The 15,089-nt window shown below is 42.7% G+C and carries 19 protein-coding genes and 1 pseudogene; 7 read left to right on the top strand and 13 right to left on the bottom strand.

Features of this window, described 5'->3' with window-relative positions:
* Positions 1 to 143: 143 nt before the first annotated feature.
* Positions 144 to 245: pseudogene (locus ASG93_RS33855) on the bottom strand (ArsR family transcriptional regulator); the annotation flags it as partial.
* Between the two features lie 110 nt (positions 246 to 355).
* Between ASG93_RS33855 and ASG93_RS05440 the strand changes: the two are divergent.
* Complete coding sequence (locus tag ASG93_RS05440) at positions 356 to 1,390, top strand: zinc-binding alcohol dehydrogenase family protein (RefSeq protein WP_235550750.1); 1,035 nt, start codon at positions 356 to 358, stop codon at positions 1,388 to 1,390.
* A 507-nt stretch (positions 1,391 to 1,897) separates the two neighbouring features.
* On the opposite strand, the gene ASG93_RS05435 is transcribed toward ASG93_RS05440, so the two are convergent.
* Both ASG93_RS05435 and ASG93_RS05430 read right to left on the bottom strand, forming a co-directional pair.
* On the bottom strand, positions 1,898 to 2,758 hold the full coding sequence (locus ASG93_RS05435) for an alpha/beta fold hydrolase (protein WP_235550754.1): 861 nt from the start codon (positions 2,756 to 2,758) through the stop codon (positions 1,898 to 1,900).
* 89 nt (positions 2,759 to 2,847) lie between these two features.
* Positions 2,848 to 3,132, bottom strand: a complete 285-nt coding sequence (locus ASG93_RS05430; protein ID WP_056829954.1) for a YuiB family protein — start codon at positions 3,130 to 3,132, stop codon at positions 2,848 to 2,850.
* A 192-nt stretch (positions 3,133 to 3,324) separates the two neighbouring features.
* Between ASG93_RS05430 and hemQ the strand changes: the two genes are divergently transcribed.
* Positions 3,325 to 4,071, top strand: a complete 747-nt coding sequence (hemQ, locus tag ASG93_RS05425) for a hydrogen peroxide-dependent heme synthase (RefSeq protein ID WP_029194770.1) — start codon at positions 3,325 to 3,327, stop codon at positions 4,069 to 4,071.
* Positions 4,072 to 4,372: 301 nt separating this feature from the next.
* On the opposite strand, the gene ASG93_RS05420 is transcribed toward hemQ, so the two are convergent.
* Both ASG93_RS05420 and ASG93_RS05415 read right to left on the bottom strand, forming a co-directional pair.
* Positions 4,373 to 4,654 (bottom strand): hypothetical protein, encoded by a 282-nt coding sequence (locus tag ASG93_RS05420; protein WP_056829625.1) that lies wholly within the window; start codon positions 4,652 to 4,654, stop codon positions 4,373 to 4,375.
* 27 nt (positions 4,655 to 4,681) lie between these two features.
* Positions 4,682 to 5,872: an NAD(P)/FAD-dependent oxidoreductase gene (locus ASG93_RS05415; protein ID WP_056829622.1), complete on the bottom strand. Its 1,191-nt coding sequence runs from the start codon at positions 5,870 to 5,872 to the stop codon at positions 4,682 to 4,684.
* Between the two features lie 414 nt (positions 5,873 to 6,286).
* On the opposite strand from ASG93_RS05415, the gene ASG93_RS05410 reads away from it, so the two are divergent.
* Positions 6,287 to 7,288: an NAD(P)/FAD-dependent oxidoreductase gene (locus ASG93_RS05410; protein WP_056829620.1), complete on the top strand. Its 1,002-nt coding sequence runs from the start codon at positions 6,287 to 6,289 to the stop codon at positions 7,286 to 7,288.
* A gap of 311 nt (positions 7,289 to 7,599) precedes the next feature.
* On the opposite strand, the gene ASG93_RS33850 is transcribed toward ASG93_RS05410, so the two are convergent.
* The gene (locus ASG93_RS33850; RefSeq protein WP_082562636.1) at positions 7,600 to 7,755 is read right to left on the bottom strand and encodes a sporulation histidine kinase inhibitor Sda; all 156 of its coding nucleotides are present in this window, start codon (positions 7,753 to 7,755) and stop codon (positions 7,600 to 7,602) included.
* A 339-nt stretch (positions 7,756 to 8,094) separates the two neighbouring features.
* Here ASG93_RS33850 and ASG93_RS05405 point away from each other — a divergent pair, with 339 nt between their 5' ends.
* Positions 8,095 to 8,256: a hypothetical protein gene (locus ASG93_RS05405; protein ID WP_029194774.1), complete on the top strand. Its 162-nt coding sequence runs from the start codon at positions 8,095 to 8,097 to the stop codon at positions 8,254 to 8,256.
* A 47-nt stretch (positions 8,257 to 8,303) separates the two neighbouring features.
* Here ASG93_RS05405 and ASG93_RS05400 read toward each other — a convergent pair whose 3' ends face one another.
* The 4 genes from ASG93_RS05400 to ASG93_RS05385 form a co-directional block, all read right to left on the bottom strand.
* Positions 8,304 to 8,984, bottom strand: coding sequence for a glycoside hydrolase family 73 protein (locus tag ASG93_RS05400; RefSeq protein ID WP_056829618.1), 681 nt, complete (start codon positions 8,982 to 8,984; stop codon positions 8,304 to 8,306).
* A 149-nt stretch (positions 8,985 to 9,133) separates the two neighbouring features.
* Positions 9,134 to 9,412: a hypothetical protein gene (locus ASG93_RS05395; protein ID WP_056829616.1), complete on the bottom strand. Its 279-nt coding sequence runs from the start codon at positions 9,410 to 9,412 to the stop codon at positions 9,134 to 9,136.
* A 172-nt stretch (positions 9,413 to 9,584) separates the two neighbouring features.
* Positions 9,585 to 9,956, bottom strand: a complete 372-nt coding sequence (erpA, locus tag ASG93_RS05390; protein WP_029194777.1) for an iron-sulfur cluster insertion protein ErpA — start codon at positions 9,954 to 9,956, stop codon at positions 9,585 to 9,587.
* Between the two features lie 132 nt (positions 9,957 to 10,088).
* On the bottom strand, positions 10,089 to 10,280 hold the full coding sequence (locus tag ASG93_RS05385; protein WP_235550749.1) for an aspartyl-phosphate phosphatase Spo0E family protein: 192 nt from the start codon (positions 10,278 to 10,280) through the stop codon (positions 10,089 to 10,091).
* 392 nt (positions 10,281 to 10,672) lie between these two features.
* On the opposite strand from ASG93_RS05385, the gene mqnE reads away from it, so the two are divergent.
* Complete coding sequence (gene mqnE / locus ASG93_RS05380; RefSeq protein ID WP_056829612.1) at positions 10,673 to 11,776, top strand: aminofutalosine synthase MqnE; 1,104 nt, start codon at positions 10,673 to 10,675, stop codon at positions 11,774 to 11,776.
* Positions 11,777 to 11,820: 44 nt separating this feature from the next.
* Positions 11,821 to 12,885: an NAD(P)/FAD-dependent oxidoreductase gene (locus tag ASG93_RS05375; RefSeq protein WP_056829610.1), complete on the top strand. Its 1,065-nt coding sequence runs from the start codon at positions 11,821 to 11,823 to the stop codon at positions 12,883 to 12,885.
* A gap of 2 nt (positions 12,886 to 12,887) precedes the next feature.
* Here the strand turns inward: ASG93_RS05375 and ASG93_RS05370 are convergent, their stop codons facing one another.
* The gene (locus tag ASG93_RS05370) at positions 12,888 to 13,142 is read right to left on the bottom strand and encodes a YuzB family protein (protein ID WP_047681593.1); all 255 of its coding nucleotides are present in this window, start codon (positions 13,140 to 13,142) and stop codon (positions 12,888 to 12,890) included.
* Between the two features lie 95 nt (positions 13,143 to 13,237).
* On the opposite strand from ASG93_RS05370, the gene ASG93_RS05365 reads away from it, so the two are divergent.
* Positions 13,238 to 13,483 (top strand): NifU family protein, encoded by a 246-nt coding sequence (locus tag ASG93_RS05365; protein ID WP_056829608.1) that lies wholly within the window; start codon positions 13,238 to 13,240, stop codon positions 13,481 to 13,483.
* Positions 13,484 to 13,548: 65 nt separating this feature from the next.
* Here ASG93_RS05365 and ASG93_RS05360 read toward each other — a convergent pair whose 3' ends face one another.
* Together ASG93_RS05360 and ASG93_RS05355 are read right to left on the bottom strand one after the other, a co-directional pair.
* The gene (locus ASG93_RS05360; protein ID WP_056829605.1) at positions 13,549 to 14,340 is read right to left on the bottom strand and encodes an SDR family oxidoreductase; all 792 of its coding nucleotides are present in this window, start codon (positions 14,338 to 14,340) and stop codon (positions 13,549 to 13,551) included.
* Positions 14,341 to 14,347: 7 nt separating this feature from the next.
* Entirely contained in the window at positions 14,348 to 15,058 is a 711-nt protein-coding gene (locus tag ASG93_RS05355; protein ID WP_056829604.1) for a Cthe_2314 family HEPN domain-containing protein, read from the bottom strand.
* Positions 15,059 to 15,089 lie beyond the last annotated feature (31 nt).

Genomic DNA, 15,089 nt, shown 5'->3' with positions numbered 1-15,089 from the left:
CTCAACCGATTTCAACTATGTAAGCTTCTCGGTTTCTATCTATTAGTCTACCACAAAAATCGACAATCTTGGTATCTACGAGAGAAAGATAATATTACCTAAAATGAAAAAACCAACCTTTCGGATGGTTAGATTCCGACAAATTAGCTGTTAGACGCGACACCCGACTTGTTTTTGTAAGCATTGCCCCAATCTTTCATCAGAAAAATAATAGAGATCAATGTTTGTCCGAAGTTCGTCAGCGAATATTCAACTGGACAGCCTTCATAACACGATTGTGTGTACTTACTATTTTAAAACGGATCGATTAAACTAACAACATAGCAACAATTATTTGAATGGAGGAAATGGGAATATGATTGCAAAAAAGACAATGAAAGCGGTAGGTCTATATAAGTATTTAAATGTGGAGCATTCGGAAAGCTTGATTGATGTCGAGATTGAAAAGCCGCTTCCTTTAGGTAAAGATCTCCTTGTTAAAGTTAGGGCTATTTCAGTAAATCCAGTCGATACCAAGGTTAGAGCTCCAAAAGATAAGACTGAAGTATCACCAAGAATCCTGGGGTGGGACGTCGCGGGAGTAGTGGAACAAACAGGACCGGAATGCACATTGTTTCAACCAGGCGATGAGGTTTATTATGCAGGCAGCATTACACGCCCAGGCGGAAACAGCGAGTTTCATCTTGTCGATGAACGTATCGTCGGAACGAAACCTTCAACGCTTGATTTCGCTCAATCGGCAGCACTTCCGTTAACTGCCATCACAGCTTGGGAGGCACTGTTTGACCGGCTAGGTGTGTCCCACAATAAAGACATGAACGCAGGTAAGGTTATTCTGATCATAGGTGCTGCTGGAGGTGTAGGATCCATTGCAACACAACTGGCGAAGTATGCCGGCCTGACAGTGATCGGTACGGCTTCCCGGCCCGCATCGATCGATTGGGTGAAATCAATGGGAGCAGATCATATCATCAACCACTACAGTTCTTTCGTTCCTCAATTGAACGCTCTCGGCTTACAGCATACCGACTATATCTTGTGTTTGAATAGTACGGGGCAGCACTGGCAGAACATGGCCGAAGCGATTGCGCCGCAATGTAAAATTTGCTCAATTGTTGAAACGGACCAGCCACTCAATTTAACTTTGCTTAAAAATAAAAGCGTCACGTTTGTATGGGAATTAATGTTCACCCGCTCGATGTTCCAAACGGCAGATATGGTCGAACAACATAAGCTGCTGAATGAAGTAGGCCAACTAATCGATTCTGGCATTATCCGTACCACTTTGACCGTAAAGCTTACGCCTATCGATGCAACAAATTTGCGGAAGGCCCACGCCATGATTGAAGCAGGTAACACAATTGGAAAGGTTGTTTTGGAACATTTTTAATGTCGGATACAAGGATAAACGACTCCGTCGTCCTTCTGGGACGAGCGCGTTTGTCAAGGTAGATACGAAGCAAAAGTATAATACTTATACTTTCTACTAAAAAAGAGCTTGTCCTAAAAAGTAGATAACTCTACATGAGGACAGCTCTCTTTAATTAAATTGGAAGATACAACTGAACTTCAAGACCATACTTACCCCAACTGTCCTCGTTTTTTATGCTGATCTTTAGTTGACGGAACGTGGATTCGTTATTTAGGAAAATTTCCGCCAGAAATCGAATTAAGGGAACGTGAGTACGCTAATTGGTCAAATGAACGATCCATATGCGAAAAATAGTGAAATAACGCATCGTCGTTCCTCTTCCTCATGATTTCGGGTGTTTTTCTTCCGATTAGCGAATCGACGTTCCCCCTATAATTTCTGGTTATCATAGCATGTGCATTATAGCTAAAGAGGCATAACCTGCCAAAATAACTCTGGGACAAGCTCTTCAACTTATCGTCTAGTTTAATGTAGCGACAGCTGACTTCCCTGGATCTCCTCGCCATACATGTCCGGATTCAGCTTCTTTGCAATCGCTAAGTCCAGCAGTACGCGCTGTGTCTGAATATCTTCCAGGCTGTTCACCCAGAGGCGGATCAAGTCATTCATCTTTGAAGAGTTTTTAATCGGAATTTGATGCTTAGCACCCTTGATGAAATATAAGGAGCTATGCGGCAGTTCAGTATGAAGTAAATTTGCGTACCGATGAAAAGAGCGATTCATCTGACCATAAATTAATAAGATCGGATGCTGGATTCTTCGGAGATGACGTGTGCATGTATACGTGAGTGACTGCTCGTAATAGGATTTCACATCATCCGCAGCATCGCTTAGTGAGCTCTCATACAGATTGAGATAGGTCTTATCCTTATCCGCATTTCCGAATGTGATCACTCTTCGGAGCAGCTTCATAAATATTCTTGAACTGGCCATCTGCGCAGCGAGCCACAGTCTGCTTATGTTATAAGAATCTGTCATTTCAGACATCCCGCATACCACGATCCCCCCAAGGAACCGTTTTGGAAATGTAAGCAGCGCTTCCAACACCAACGCACCACCTGTTGAATAACCGCATAGGAACACTTTTTCGATACCTAAATAGTCCAATAGCTGAATGATATCTTGGGCGATCAGCGCATAGCTCAATGTTCGATCTGAAGAGCTACTAGCACCGTGCCCCCTGATATCGAAGGTGATAATCTGGAATTGATTCGATAACTGCTCTTTTTGATAAGCAAAAGTCTGTAAAGTTAATAAAGGTGGATGAATAAAGACGATTGGGGTACCAGTCCCCGTAATCTCATAATTCAAAATGGTTCCGTTCACATGGGCCAAAGGCAAAATAGTCTCCTCCGAAGGTCAATTTAGGCAACTCAACCTTAGAATGACCACTTCTGCCTATTTCTATGAGAACCTTAAAACATTTTGAAGCCTCTTATCCGCAGTGCTTTAATGGCTGATCCACTTAAAATGGCGCCAACCAAACCACCGATAGCCGGAACAATATCAACAATTGTAAAGCTTTCCCCGCTGGAAAGAAAAGACGCCTCACCAATTGAACCATAAATAACAACACCGATAACCAAAGCTATAAAAGCATAAAGAGGAAACCATGTTGTTTTCATTAGCATATTCAAAATAAACCCGATCCCAAAAAATAACACTACCATTAAGACAGTGGCAATGACCATTTGTAACAATGTATGTTCCCCCTTAGCAATATGAAGAAGCCCGTTCATCTAGCTGACTTCCTTATAATTGTAATCCACGAAATGTCACAGGTAAAGTGTACACAAATTGAACATTTCCCTCTTCACCCTTTGTTCATTTGCCCTTTCCCCATGAATTGGATACAATGTAGGGGATATTAGCCCTTGAATGGAGGAAAACCAATGAGTGAAGCCGTACAAACCCTTGAAGGCTGGTATGCGCTCCATGATTTCCGTCTGATTGACTGGAACGCATGGCATGCCGCAACCCCACAGGAGCGTAAGCATGCAACGGACGAGCTGAATACATTTCTGTCCCAGTGGCAGCAATTCGAGAACGATAAACTAGGCAGTACTGCCGTTTATAGCATCGTTGGTCAGAAAGCCGACTTTGTATTCATGCAAATGCGCGAAACGCTTGAAGAACTGAATGAATTGGAAAATACGTTTAATAAATCAAGCTTCGCCGCTTTTACAATCCCGGTCTATTCCTATGTATCTATCGTAGAATTAAGCAGTTATCTTGCTAAGCCAGGCGTGGATCCTTCGGAAGATCCGGAAATTCAAGCCCGCTTGAAGCCTATTCTGCCTAAATCGAAGCATATCTGCTTCTATCCGATGAATAAGCGTCGCGATGGCAATGACAACTGGTACATGCTCCCTGCCGAAGACCGCAAAACGATGATGCGCAGCCACGGCATGATTGGACGCACATACGCAGGTAAAGTCAAACAAATCATTACGGGTTCCGTAGGATTAGATGATTGGGAGTGGGGCGTAACCCTGTTCTCCGATGATCCTCTTCATTTCAAAAAACTTGTGTATGAAATGCGTTTCGACGAAGTGAGCGCACGTTTCGGTGAGTTCGGCGACTTCTACGTCGGCAACCTGCTGACACCTGATAAATTTGCGAAATTAATTCAAATTTAAGATAATCATATAAGCCCCAGTGGCGCATAAAATAGAAGCCTCTAACAGCCTTTTCGGTAAAATAAGAGTCCTTAGGGACTCTTATTTCTGTAAATTAGGGCTAAGACCCCCATGGATTAGCAAAATAGAAGTCTTTAGCAGCTTCTATTTCTGCAAAATGCGACCCTTTCGGTAAAATAAGAGTCCCCGAGGACTCTTATTTCTGTAAATTGGTGTTAAAACTCCCACTGGCTAGCCACTAATGGCATCAGCGAACTGAAATAAAGAAGCTTCGCTCATAAGAGCAAAGCTTCTTCGTCTTTTAATCCTCATCATCGTCGTCACGCAGGGCAGCCTCTAATTCAGCTTCCATCTGCGCTTTACGAGCCAGATACGCTTCCGTATCACGGTCACGCTGACGACCTTTTTCCTTCAAGCGTTCAATCGCAGGAAGAATGAGGATATCAATTTCCTTTTGCACAACAGCCACATGATCATAACGTTTCTCAGTTTCTAGAAAGCGACCGACCTCGATCAGGGCATGATAACGATCCAGTTCATCCCGGGTAAGAAGTCCTCTTACTTGGACACTGCAGTGCCGCATGGCGATCCCCCCGTTAACTAATGATGACTAGAAACGTCCCTTACGTATAACTAGCGGAATACCGCCGATAATGTAGAGGTATCTCATATCAACCACTTTTTTCATCATGGCAGCAACATTACCTTTAAGCTTACGGGAACCAACGATACCAATAGCTTGACCTTTACCTAAGGAAGCGACTGTACCCTTGTTGGAGTATTTGAAAGTTTTCATTTGCGAACCGCGAATGGAAGCAATCAGGTTGTGCGCAACAGCTTCACCTTGCTGCATCGCGATTTGAGCTGTTGGAGGGTATGGTCTGCCTTCATCGTTCATCACGATGGAACAGTCACCAACGACATAGATGTTATCGAACCCTGGCGCAAGCAGGTGCTCATCGACTTTAATTCTGCCGCGCATCGTTTCGAAGCCAGCTTCATCAAGCATATGGTTACCGCGGATACCGCCTGTCCAAACAACGGTAGCAGCTTTGATGAACTCATCGCCAGCGATCAGAACGCCTTCAGGCGTACATTCTTTAATCGCTGTACCGATTTTGAAAGTAATGCCTTTGTCAGTCAAAACTTTCATCGCATACTCAACAAGCTCAGGATCGAATCCTGGAAGTGCCGTTGGAGCTGCTTCAATATTATAAATCTTCACAAGGGAAGGATCTACGTCAAATTCTTTGCAAAGCTGTGGAATACGGTCAGCAAGCTCACCAATGAACTCGATTCCAGTAAATCCTGCTCCACCGATAACGAATGTCAGGTAATCTTTGCGGTCTGGTTCACGCTTGTACTTCGCGAATTGATACTCAATATGTTCACGAATAAAGCGAACGCTGTTAATACTGCGAATGTTCAATGCGTTTTCTTTAAGCCCAGGAATTCCGAAAGTTTCAGCTTCGCCACCAAGACCAATAACCAGGTAGTCGTAGGAAAGCGTACCATCTTCGAGAATAACCTTTTTCTCGTGCGGACGGATTTGGGTAACTGTGGATTTCACGAAATCAACTTTAAATTCATCAATCAATTTCAAAATGTTCACGCGTGCATTTTCAGGATTATCCGTTCCTGCAGCTGGCATGTGAAGATGGGTAGTAATGTAATGATAGTCATGTTTGTTTACAAGTGTTACATCTGCTTCATTGTAATTTAACTCTTTTTGCAAACGAATTGCTGAAAGGATCCCGCCATAGCCTGCTCCTAAAATAACGATTCTTGGTATTCTACTCATTTCTCTCTCACTTCCATATCCGTATTTATTGTCCTATGATTTCTCTATCTTGTGAAAAATTACACAAACAGCTTCAAAAGTAGTATACTGCACCTAGTTTGCACACAGTCGCAGCGAATTATGATGAAACAGGATGAAATTAGTCACAACATGCATAAACCGATTCTCATGATATAATATAATTTTCATAAGTAAATATCAAGTGCTATTTTCCTTTAAAATAAGGCGTACAGGCCCTTCTAGCCTGACCAACCACTGCAAGCATTATTTATCATATATATAAGCGATTTATATAAAGAAATCTCACTTTTCTGTTTCCTTCAATAGAAGAGACGTTTATAATGGAATAATGATTGTGACTGTACTCAGGAGAATCACACACATCAAAGGAAATGAATCGGAGGAGTTTAAACAATGAACGAGATAGAAACAAATCAAGATATCGTAGATATCATTGTAATTGGCGGAGGCCCTGCTGGCATGTTCGCATCATTCTATGCGGGTATGCGCCAAGCATCAGTTAAAATTATCGAAAGTATGCCGCAGCTTGGTGGTCAGCTTGCAGCTTTATATCCTGAGAAATACATTTATGATGTAGCTGGCTTTCCGAAAGTAACTGCACAAGAACTAGTGGACAACTTGTTAGCACAAATGAAACACTTTCAAATCAACACTTGCTTGGAAGAGAAAGTACACCAAGTGATCAAAAAAGAAGAACGTCTTTTCGAAATAACAACAGACAAAGGCACACACTTCAGCCGCGCCGTTATTATTTCGGGTGGGGTTGGCGCATTCGAGCCACGCCGTCTTGAGTTACCGGAAGCTGCACAATTCGAGAAGAAAAACTTGCATTACTTCGTTAGCGATTTGAATGCTTTCGCTGGCCAAAAAGTATTAATCAGCGGTGGCGGCGACTCAGCTGTTGACTGGGCATTAATGCTTGAGCCTATCGCGGAGAAAGTCACGCTTATCCACCGTAGAGATAAATTCCGTGCACATGAACACAGTGTAGAAAACCTGATGAACTCCAAAGTAAACGTTGTAACTCCTACGGAAATCACTAAACTTCACGGTAGTGACCGCATCGAGCAAGTAACGCTTAAAGATATCAAATCAGGCGAAGAAACTGTACATAATGTTGATGCTGTTATCATTAATTTCGGCTTCGTTTCTTCCCTTGGACCGATCTCCGAGTGGGGACTTGAGATTGAAAACGGCTCTATCGTTGTTGACTCCAGAATGGAAACAAACATTCCAGGCATCTTCGCTGCCGGAGATATCACAACTTATCCGGGGAAATTGAAACTGATTGCTGTTGGCTTCGGTGAAGCACCTACTGCGATTAATAACGCTAAAGTCTATATCGATCCTAATGCAAAGCTTTCACCAGGACACAGCAGTAACTTAAAATTTTAATCTTCTTAAATAAAATGGGGTATTCTAAACCTAATCTACGGATTAGGAGGAATACCCCTTTGTCATATATATGTCCGGTTTGCAACGGTCTACAGGAGTTGAATGCCGAGTGTCCTGTTTGTTTACAACAGATGAATGATTGCGGGAAATGGAGTGACTATCTAGGCCCTTACTCTCCTTATCGAGAGATTGATGATATCTCCATGTCCGATGGGACACCAGAATCACAGAATAATCAATGCCTTCATCTGGTAAACTGCGCCGACTGCCACCAGAATTTTACCATCCAAATAACTTCATGAAGAAACGCCCTAGTTTAGCGGGGTCTCATCCTTGATGTAGACGTGCAATTTTAAATTACGTCTCTGTATTTCTGCAAGCAACAGGTCAACAAAATCTGATTCCAATCTCAAATCCAATGCTTTGTAATAAGAGTCGATCAATGTTTCGTCACTAATTTGTCTCACTGAAATCACCTTTATTCTATAATTTGTAATTATATTATCATGGGGGCAAAATTAGAACAAGCGTTCCGTTATCCACAGATACCTGTGTATATCCTGTGGGTAGATTGTTAATATGTCCCATAAACGCGCTGTATGGATAGGGGATACTGTGTATAAAGTTATGCACACGCTAAACTGTCGGTCTGCCGATAAAAAAAATTGATCGAAATATCGGAAATATTTTACGCTCACTTAACAAAACTTTAAGCTTGTTCACACAATTGAAAAGAAATTTTAATCGTCACTTAATATTCATAGCCTACAATGATAGTAGAAAGCAAAACAAAAGGAGCGAAAGACATGATCGTCTACGATATTGTACTAAATGGTGAAATTAAAGAAACGATTAAACCTCGCAAGAACCGTTTGAAAGAAATTTACGCGTTTATGCTAGAGCAAAGTAAGCTCATGAAAGCCAAATATGGTGATAATGTTAAAATTAAAGGCCGCATGGTGTATTAGGGATAAATAACCCGTTATACACTAGCGGCCTTTTTTCTTCCATGCCATTAGATGATCCCTTTGCGATGCAGAACCGTTAATAATCGATAGAAATCATAGCTCCCTTTCTCCGGAGTATCGATTAAAGCTGCTTTGACCGCAGCGTCTACAGCAGCTTTTGCCCATTGCGGAACAACATCCAATGCTGCTTGCTCCTCTAAGGATCTAACTCTATTTTGTAAATCTACGATTTGTTCCTGCAACTTCTCTAACATACGAACGACCTCCTCATCAAATTGAGTTAAACCAAAGGTTTGAATAATCGTATTCAGCTTACTTGCATAAGAGGGATCCGTTGCATATCCACTGCTTTGCAATGCTTTCGCTTGCTCACTAGGACTTCCCGCCGCCCTGACACTAGCATAACGAGGGAATCCAAAAAGTAAATCCTGATCACGAAACCCTGCCTCAATCGTAGGATATACGCGAAAATCTCCCGGTACGTTATCATAACGTATACCTCCAATGACTTCCCATGTCGTTGTTGAAACGCGATCCCCCTGCCAATAAGGCGTCAGAATCCCATTACCAACCTTATAACCGACTAGATTGTTCCACGCGTTCAAATTGCCCCCTGTCTCCTGCATGGCTTGCGCGATTCTTACTGAAGGATAGATCGGTGAGTTCTCTAGGCGAAGCTTCACTGCAATAGGTGCAATGATCTCAATAAATTCCTGTCTAGTTGCCATGGACACACCTCCTTCTTCTATCACTAGTAAACTAAACCTTTCAATCTATTCTATTCTCTCAATGCTTAAAAGGGTTCCGCTAGTTTTATATTTTTATTTAAATAATGTAAAAAAGGCTCCGCAAGTGCAACTATCCTGCACCCGGGGAGCTAATGAATCCAATAACCAATCAACATCATAAGTAATCCAAAAATAGCCGAATATCTCTTTATCGTTCGGTTCGTCTTCGGGTAAAACAGCAGCAGCCAAATAATAAACCCAATAGGAATTACAATACCAACTTTTAAATTGAATGTACCTAAAAAGTAATAGCCGACTAATTTCAACCCTAAATATCCTTCGTCCTCTTCCCTATTTCTGTAGAACAGCATTAATACGAAAATGATAACAATTGTAGAGATGATTGAAATATTAAAATTCCAATTCACTTATAGGATTCAACTCCTCTCACCAACTGAAGGAATTCCTTTTTATGTATATTGTATCACTTGATGGTTTGTCTTTACTAAGGTGAAAATACAAAGATGAAAACAAAAAATCCTCCCAGGACAAGTGTATTAAAAAATACACATGCTCGGAAGGATTGGTTCATTTTGTTCATTAAGCCTCGACTTTATCGTCGCACTTCTCGACTAAGCCCTCTTCGTCCTTCACTTTGAAGGAAGAGCCGCATCCACAGGAAGCTACTGCGTTCGGGTTGTTAATGGAGAACCCGCCGCCCATGCCTGCGTCTGTGTAGTCAATTTCAACACCGTATAAATATTTGGAGCTATCTTCGTCCACTACGACCTTGAGGCCATGAATGGTGAATACTTTATCGTCATCCTTCTGCTCATCATCGAAGCCCATGCCGTAAGAGAAACCGCTGCAGCCTCCGGCTTTGACACCTAGGCGCAAGAACAGGTTTGGTGATTCTTCAGAAGATAGAAGCTCTTTAATCTTATCTGACGCTGATTCACTAATGTTAATCATAACGGAAATCCCTCCCTAAAGTTCTCCTTATGGAAAACTGGCATTATACTAAGTTTTCGTAATGCTTACTAACAAGTATACTCCTATCTGGCGCATTGCTCAAGGGCAGCTGCTCAGTCATTCATAGCCATTTCAGCCATAAACTTTACGATTATGTCCTATCGCGTAATATTGCAGCAGCAATTGATCGAGTTCTCGACTGCATTGCTGCACTTCAGGATGAAGGAAGCCGTATGCCGTACCTAAGGAAACCATTTGGCCTCGAAGCTGTTCTATTTTTATATTTAATCGTTCCTGTGGTTCGGTCACGAATACTGGTATCACGATATAATCACCTTTAGCCCTACGTAATCACATTGCAACAGTATACAGGAATTTGTTAATATTGGGAATAACATTTCCTAATATAATAGGAAAAATGATGTACTTTTTGTATATTGTCAATTTATCTCCATCTAAATGATATTGCCCCTCCCAACACGTAGGTTTATAATGGGATGGATGGATTGCACGTTATAGATGAAACAAAGCTCAAAGATACACAGAGCAGAGAGACTTTGAGCTACGCCCAAAGATCCCTATATTAGGTGTGAATTCCTGAACCGAACTGGATGAACAGGTACGCGAGCGTCTCACACCGCTTAACGCATTTGGTCCTTGTCTAGCTGAATGCGTCAATTCAGTATGGGCTTTATTTACTATTCAGAGGAGGAATAATGATGAGTGTTGTGACGACAGACCCGGTCAAACGGATGGCCGAAATTGCTGACAAAGTTGAGAACAATCAACGTCTATCTATGGAAGATGGGCTATTTTTGTATGAATCAGACGATTTGCTAACCATTGGTCAATTAGCAAACAAAGTGAATACGCGAATGAACGGAAACAAGGTTTATTTTGTCCAAAATATGAGTTTGTACTTTACGAATGTTTGCGAGGAGCATTGTGCTTTTTGTCACTTCCGCCGCGACGAAGGTGAAGAAGGCTCATACACTCTAACACCTAGTCAAATGTTAGATTATGTAGCTGAGAATTTTAATCCAGAAATTAAAGAATTTCATATTAGCCAAGGGCATAACCCGCATTTGCCTTTTGAATACTATGTGGATTGTATCCGCCAACTGAAGCAAGCCTATCCTGCCGTTACGATCAAAGCTCATACAGCGGCTGAAATTGAGTTTTTCTCGCGTATCAGTGGACTTAGTTTCCGAGATGTCCTCAAAACGTTAATGGATGCAGGTTTGTCCACTCTTCCAGGAGGAGGAGCCGAAATTCTGACTGAGCGCTACCGGACTAAAATGAAAGTAGAAAAAGCGTCCTCGGAGGAATGGATCGACGTACATCGTAACGCACATTTACTCGGTATGAAAACTCACGCAACGATGCTGTATGGTTCAATTGAAACGAAAGAGGAACGCATTCGTCATATGATGCTGCTGCGTGAGCTTCAAGATGAAACAGGCGGCTTCTTAGTATTCATTCCTAACTCCATTCAACCGGCAAGCAAAAACGCTGGCCTCAAGCAACGCGTACCTGCATGGGATGAACTAAAAACCATTGCGATTAGCCGTTTGATGCTGGATAATTTCCCTCATATTAAGGCTTATTTCATCAATATTGGTACGAAATTGACCCAGCTATCCTTCGCTTTCGGTGCTTCTGACGCACATGGTACGATCGTGAAAGAGAAGATTTCTCATGCTGCTGGAGCATTATCACCAGAAGGTCTTACACGTGATGAGCTCGTTTATCTTATTAAAGGCGCAGGACGAGTTCCTGTTGAACGCGACACCTTTTATAATGAAATCAGAGTATATTAGTCATACTAGAGAAGAGATATTGTTCAGAAGGGATATTGGATGGAATGAAAAAGTTCGTGATTCTTGGAGGAGGTTATGGCGGTTTGACCATAGCCTTAAACATGCTGGAGAAAGATTTACCAGAAGATACACTGCTCGTACTAATTGACCGAAGCCCTTTTCAAGGGTTAAAAACAGAATATTACGCACTAGCTTCAGGTACGATTGCTGAAACACATATTCGTGTTGCCTACCCGAACGACCCAAGGTTGCTTCTAACATTCGGTGAGGTATCCAGAGTCGATTTGAACAACAAGCAAATTCTTTTTGAAGACCAAGAACCGCTTTCCTATGACTGGTTAGTTATCGGTTTGGGCTGTGTGGATAGTTATCACGGAATTGTCGGTGCTAAAGAGTACTCTTCCAGCATTCAGACTCTTTGCCAAACACGTGCTACCTACCAGCGCATTAACGACATTGCGCCATATGGACAAGTCTCCATTATTGGAGGAGGTCTAAGCGGTGTTGAAATGGCAGCTGAGCTCCGTGAAAGCCGTGCTGATTTGAACATTCGATTAATTGATCGTGGTCCGAGCTTACTTTCGGCTTTCCCGAGCAATCTGCAGCAGTACGTCCGTGAATGGATGACAGAACATCATATTGAACTCCGTCCGGAGGTATCGTTAGTCCGACTAGATGGTGGAGATTTGTACAACGGGGATAAAATTATTAAAACCGATGCTACAATCTGGACAGCAGGCATTCAGCCCAATCCAATCGTTGAGGCTTTGAATGTGCCCAAAGACCGCCAAGGCCGTATCCTGCTTAATGAATATCATCAAATTCCAGATTATCAAGACGTGTTCGTTGTAGGGGATTGTGCTTCCCTGCCGTTCTCTCCAAGTGCGCAAGCAGCGCAAGCCCAAGGCAAGCAAATTGCCGAAGCCATGCTGGCGATTTGGAAAGGCGATACGCCTCGTCTTGGTAAAATTAAACTCAGAGGTACGCTGGGTTCACTTGGTAAAAAGGCCGGCTTCGGCATCATGGGTAAACGTACCTTAATGACTGGTAAAATCGCTCGCGTTCTCAAAAGCGGTGTACTCTGGAAGTCTAAGCGTCACTTCGGATAAGATTAGTCTCCAAGTAATTCGTACATCGCTTCTATTTCTTTAATACGGTCTAAAATGCGCTCGTGGAGAGCATCAGCGCTTTCAGCTGCAATGATTTCGCCATTCACAAGCGCATAAGGTTCCATATAGCACTGCCCGCAATTGCCTAGACAGCCGTATTCCATGACGTCGAAGTCAGGGTTTTGTTCTAAAGCTTTCATGACTTTATCGGTTCCATGGTGCATATTACTGGCACAAAACTCAATGATTGGTCTCATTATATAAATTCCACCTTATGTTGATATTCAAATTGAAAACCATTTTCATTTAAACATTATTGTAATATAATAATAGAAGAAAGGAGATGAATCAAATGACTGAAAAAACAAAAGAAGTAATTTATGATGAAGTCCTTGAGGTTTTAGATAAACTCCGTCCTTTTTTACAACGCGATGGCGGTGACGTAGATCTCGTTGATGTAGAAGACGGTATTGTGAAGCTGAAACTTATGGGTGCCTGCGGCAGCTGCCCAAGCTCAACAATCACGTTGAAAGCTGGTATTGAACGCGCATTGGTTGAAGAGGTGGAAGGCATAACAGAAGTCGTACAGGTATTCTAAATACGACTATATCATAAGAAAGAGCTTACCTCTATGGTAAGCTCTTTTTGCCTATGTGATAAGGACTAGTTTTTACGCTGATTAAGTACTGGCAATGGCTGAATCGGATCGAGGCCCCCAGAAATATCCATAATATTCCCAGTAATGAAATCGGAGGCAGGTAAACAAAGGAAATCAATAACTCTAGCCACATCTTCACCCGTACCCGGTCTGCCCACCGGTGTTTCCCCATCAGCCTCCAGACGTGCTTCTTGCATCGTCCGTTCTTTGTTCTTACCTCGAATATCGCCAGGGCATATCATATTGACAGTGATTCCATGACTCGCTTCTTCTTCGGCCAATGTCTTCGTGAAGGAAACTAAGCCTACCTTAGCCGCCGCGTATACAGCGCGATGTGTCCAGCCCCTAGCTTCAGCCGCCTTGCCGAATCCAAAATGGATGATTCGTCCCCAGCGTCTCTCCCGCATCATAGGCAGAACCAGGTGATCAAGCTCCATGACGCCGAGCAAATTGCCGCGCATCAGATACTCAATCTCATCGACGTTATAATCAGCGAAAAAGCGCCGCTCTCTGAAGAAAGGTCCGGCATTATTCACGAGAATATCAATCGGACCGAGCTTAGAGGTCGTTAGTTCCACCATACGTATAATATCTTCGCGTTTGGCGACATCGCCTTGGACGGCCACGCAGCGAACACCCAGATCTTCCAATCGAAGGACGAGCTCAGCGGCTTCCTTTTCACTATGTACATAATTGACAGCTACCTGGCAGCCCCGCTGTGCTAGGGAGATCGCAGTCATTTTGCCCAAGCCTTTGGCGCTGCCTGTAATCAGAACCGTTCGGCCTCTTAATTCCATGGTCCTCTTACCCCTTTGCAATACTTGCCGTAATATAAGAGAAAGCTATTGTTAAGGTTCGGCAAACCATTTCAAATCCCTGCTGCAAATCGGCGATATTGGATTTCACATTTTCAACGTGAATACGTTCACCTGGAATTGGTTCTTTTTGCATAAGATCATCCAGCATTTCAGCGTTAATATAATGAATCTCCATATTGCGCTGATTGCGCAGGCGATCTAATGCGGATTTATAGTCCATTTTGAGATTATAAAGCTGGATCTCTAAGGATCCGTGAATATGCTTTTCATGCATGCGGCGCAGTACGGTAAAGTATGAGAACCTAGACTTAAGCGTCTCTGTTTTCAGCTCAAATAGATCATTCATAAACGTGCCCAATTTGTCCAAGATCGAAAACAAGCGAATGAAGGCATTTTTATAAAAATACACAAAACGATGATATTCTTCGATCTCTTGCAGATTCATTTCCTCCAAGAATGCCTTACTGATATGCTCCGCGTATCGCTCACAGCAATATTTGCTCTGCTCCAGCTCATCCAGGGCATCGATAAACCCTTTGCTCCAGATCGCCCGTCTATGATACTTGGGGTACTCTGTAGCTAAGCGGCTATTCTCTTTAGATTCCAACAGCTGAATATACGTTCTCACCGCGTTGCCGGCGTCTAGAAGAAGTCCGCTTTCGATTCGTTTCGGTTCATTGAACAATACTCGCAGCACGGGCACACCCCTTTTTCATCCTAGCAAATTT

It is taken from the genome of Paenibacillus sp. Soil787, from assembly GCF_001429545.1.
Classification (GTDB): Bacteria; Bacillota; Bacilli; order Paenibacillales; family NBRC-103111; genus Paenibacillus_E.
This window is presented reverse-complemented; position numbering and strand designations above follow the sequence as displayed.

Coding starts and splice junctions, on each gene's coding strand:
- ASG93_RS05360 (WP_056829605.1), bottom strand. CDS start 14,340: ATGGAATTAAGAGGCCGAACGGTTCTGATTACAGGCAGCGCCAAAGGC.
- ASG93_RS05400 (WP_056829618.1), bottom strand. CDS start 8,984: ATGGCAACTAGACAGGAATTTATTGAGATCATTGCACCTATTGCAGTG.
- ASG93_RS05440 (WP_235550750.1), top strand. CDS start 356: ATGATTGCAAAAAAGACAATGAAAGCGGTAGGTCTATATAAGTATTTA.
- erpA (WP_029194777.1), bottom strand. CDS start 9,956: ATGATTAACATTAGTGAATCAGCGTCAGATAAGATTAAAGAGCTTCTA.
- ASG93_RS05415 (WP_056829622.1), bottom strand. CDS start 5,872: ATGAGTAGAATACCAAGAATCGTTATTTTAGGAGCAGGCTATGGCGGG.
- ASG93_RS05370 (WP_047681593.1), bottom strand. CDS start 13,142: ATGAGACCAATCATTGAGTTTTGTGCCAGTAATATGCACCATGGAACC.
- ASG93_RS05405 (WP_029194774.1), top strand. CDS start 8,095: ATGATCGTCTACGATATTGTACTAAATGGTGAAATTAAAGAAACGATT.
- hemQ (WP_029194770.1), top strand. CDS start 3,325: ATGAGTGAAGCCGTACAAACCCTTGAAGGCTGGTATGCGCTCCATGAT.
- mqnE (WP_056829612.1), top strand. CDS start 10,673: ATGATGAGTGTTGTGACGACAGACCCGGTCAAACGGATGGCCGAAATT.
- ASG93_RS05375 (WP_056829610.1), top strand. CDS start 11,821: ATGAAAAAGTTCGTGATTCTTGGAGGAGGTTATGGCGGTTTGACCATA.
- ASG93_RS05420 (WP_056829625.1), bottom strand. CDS start 4,654: ATGCGGCACTGCAGTGTCCAAGTAAGAGGACTTCTTACCCGGGATGAA.
- ASG93_RS05410 (WP_056829620.1), top strand. CDS start 6,287: ATGAACGAGATAGAAACAAATCAAGATATCGTAGATATCATTGTAATT.
- ASG93_RS05365 (WP_056829608.1), top strand. CDS start 13,238: ATGACTGAAAAAACAAAAGAAGTAATTTATGATGAAGTCCTTGAGGTT.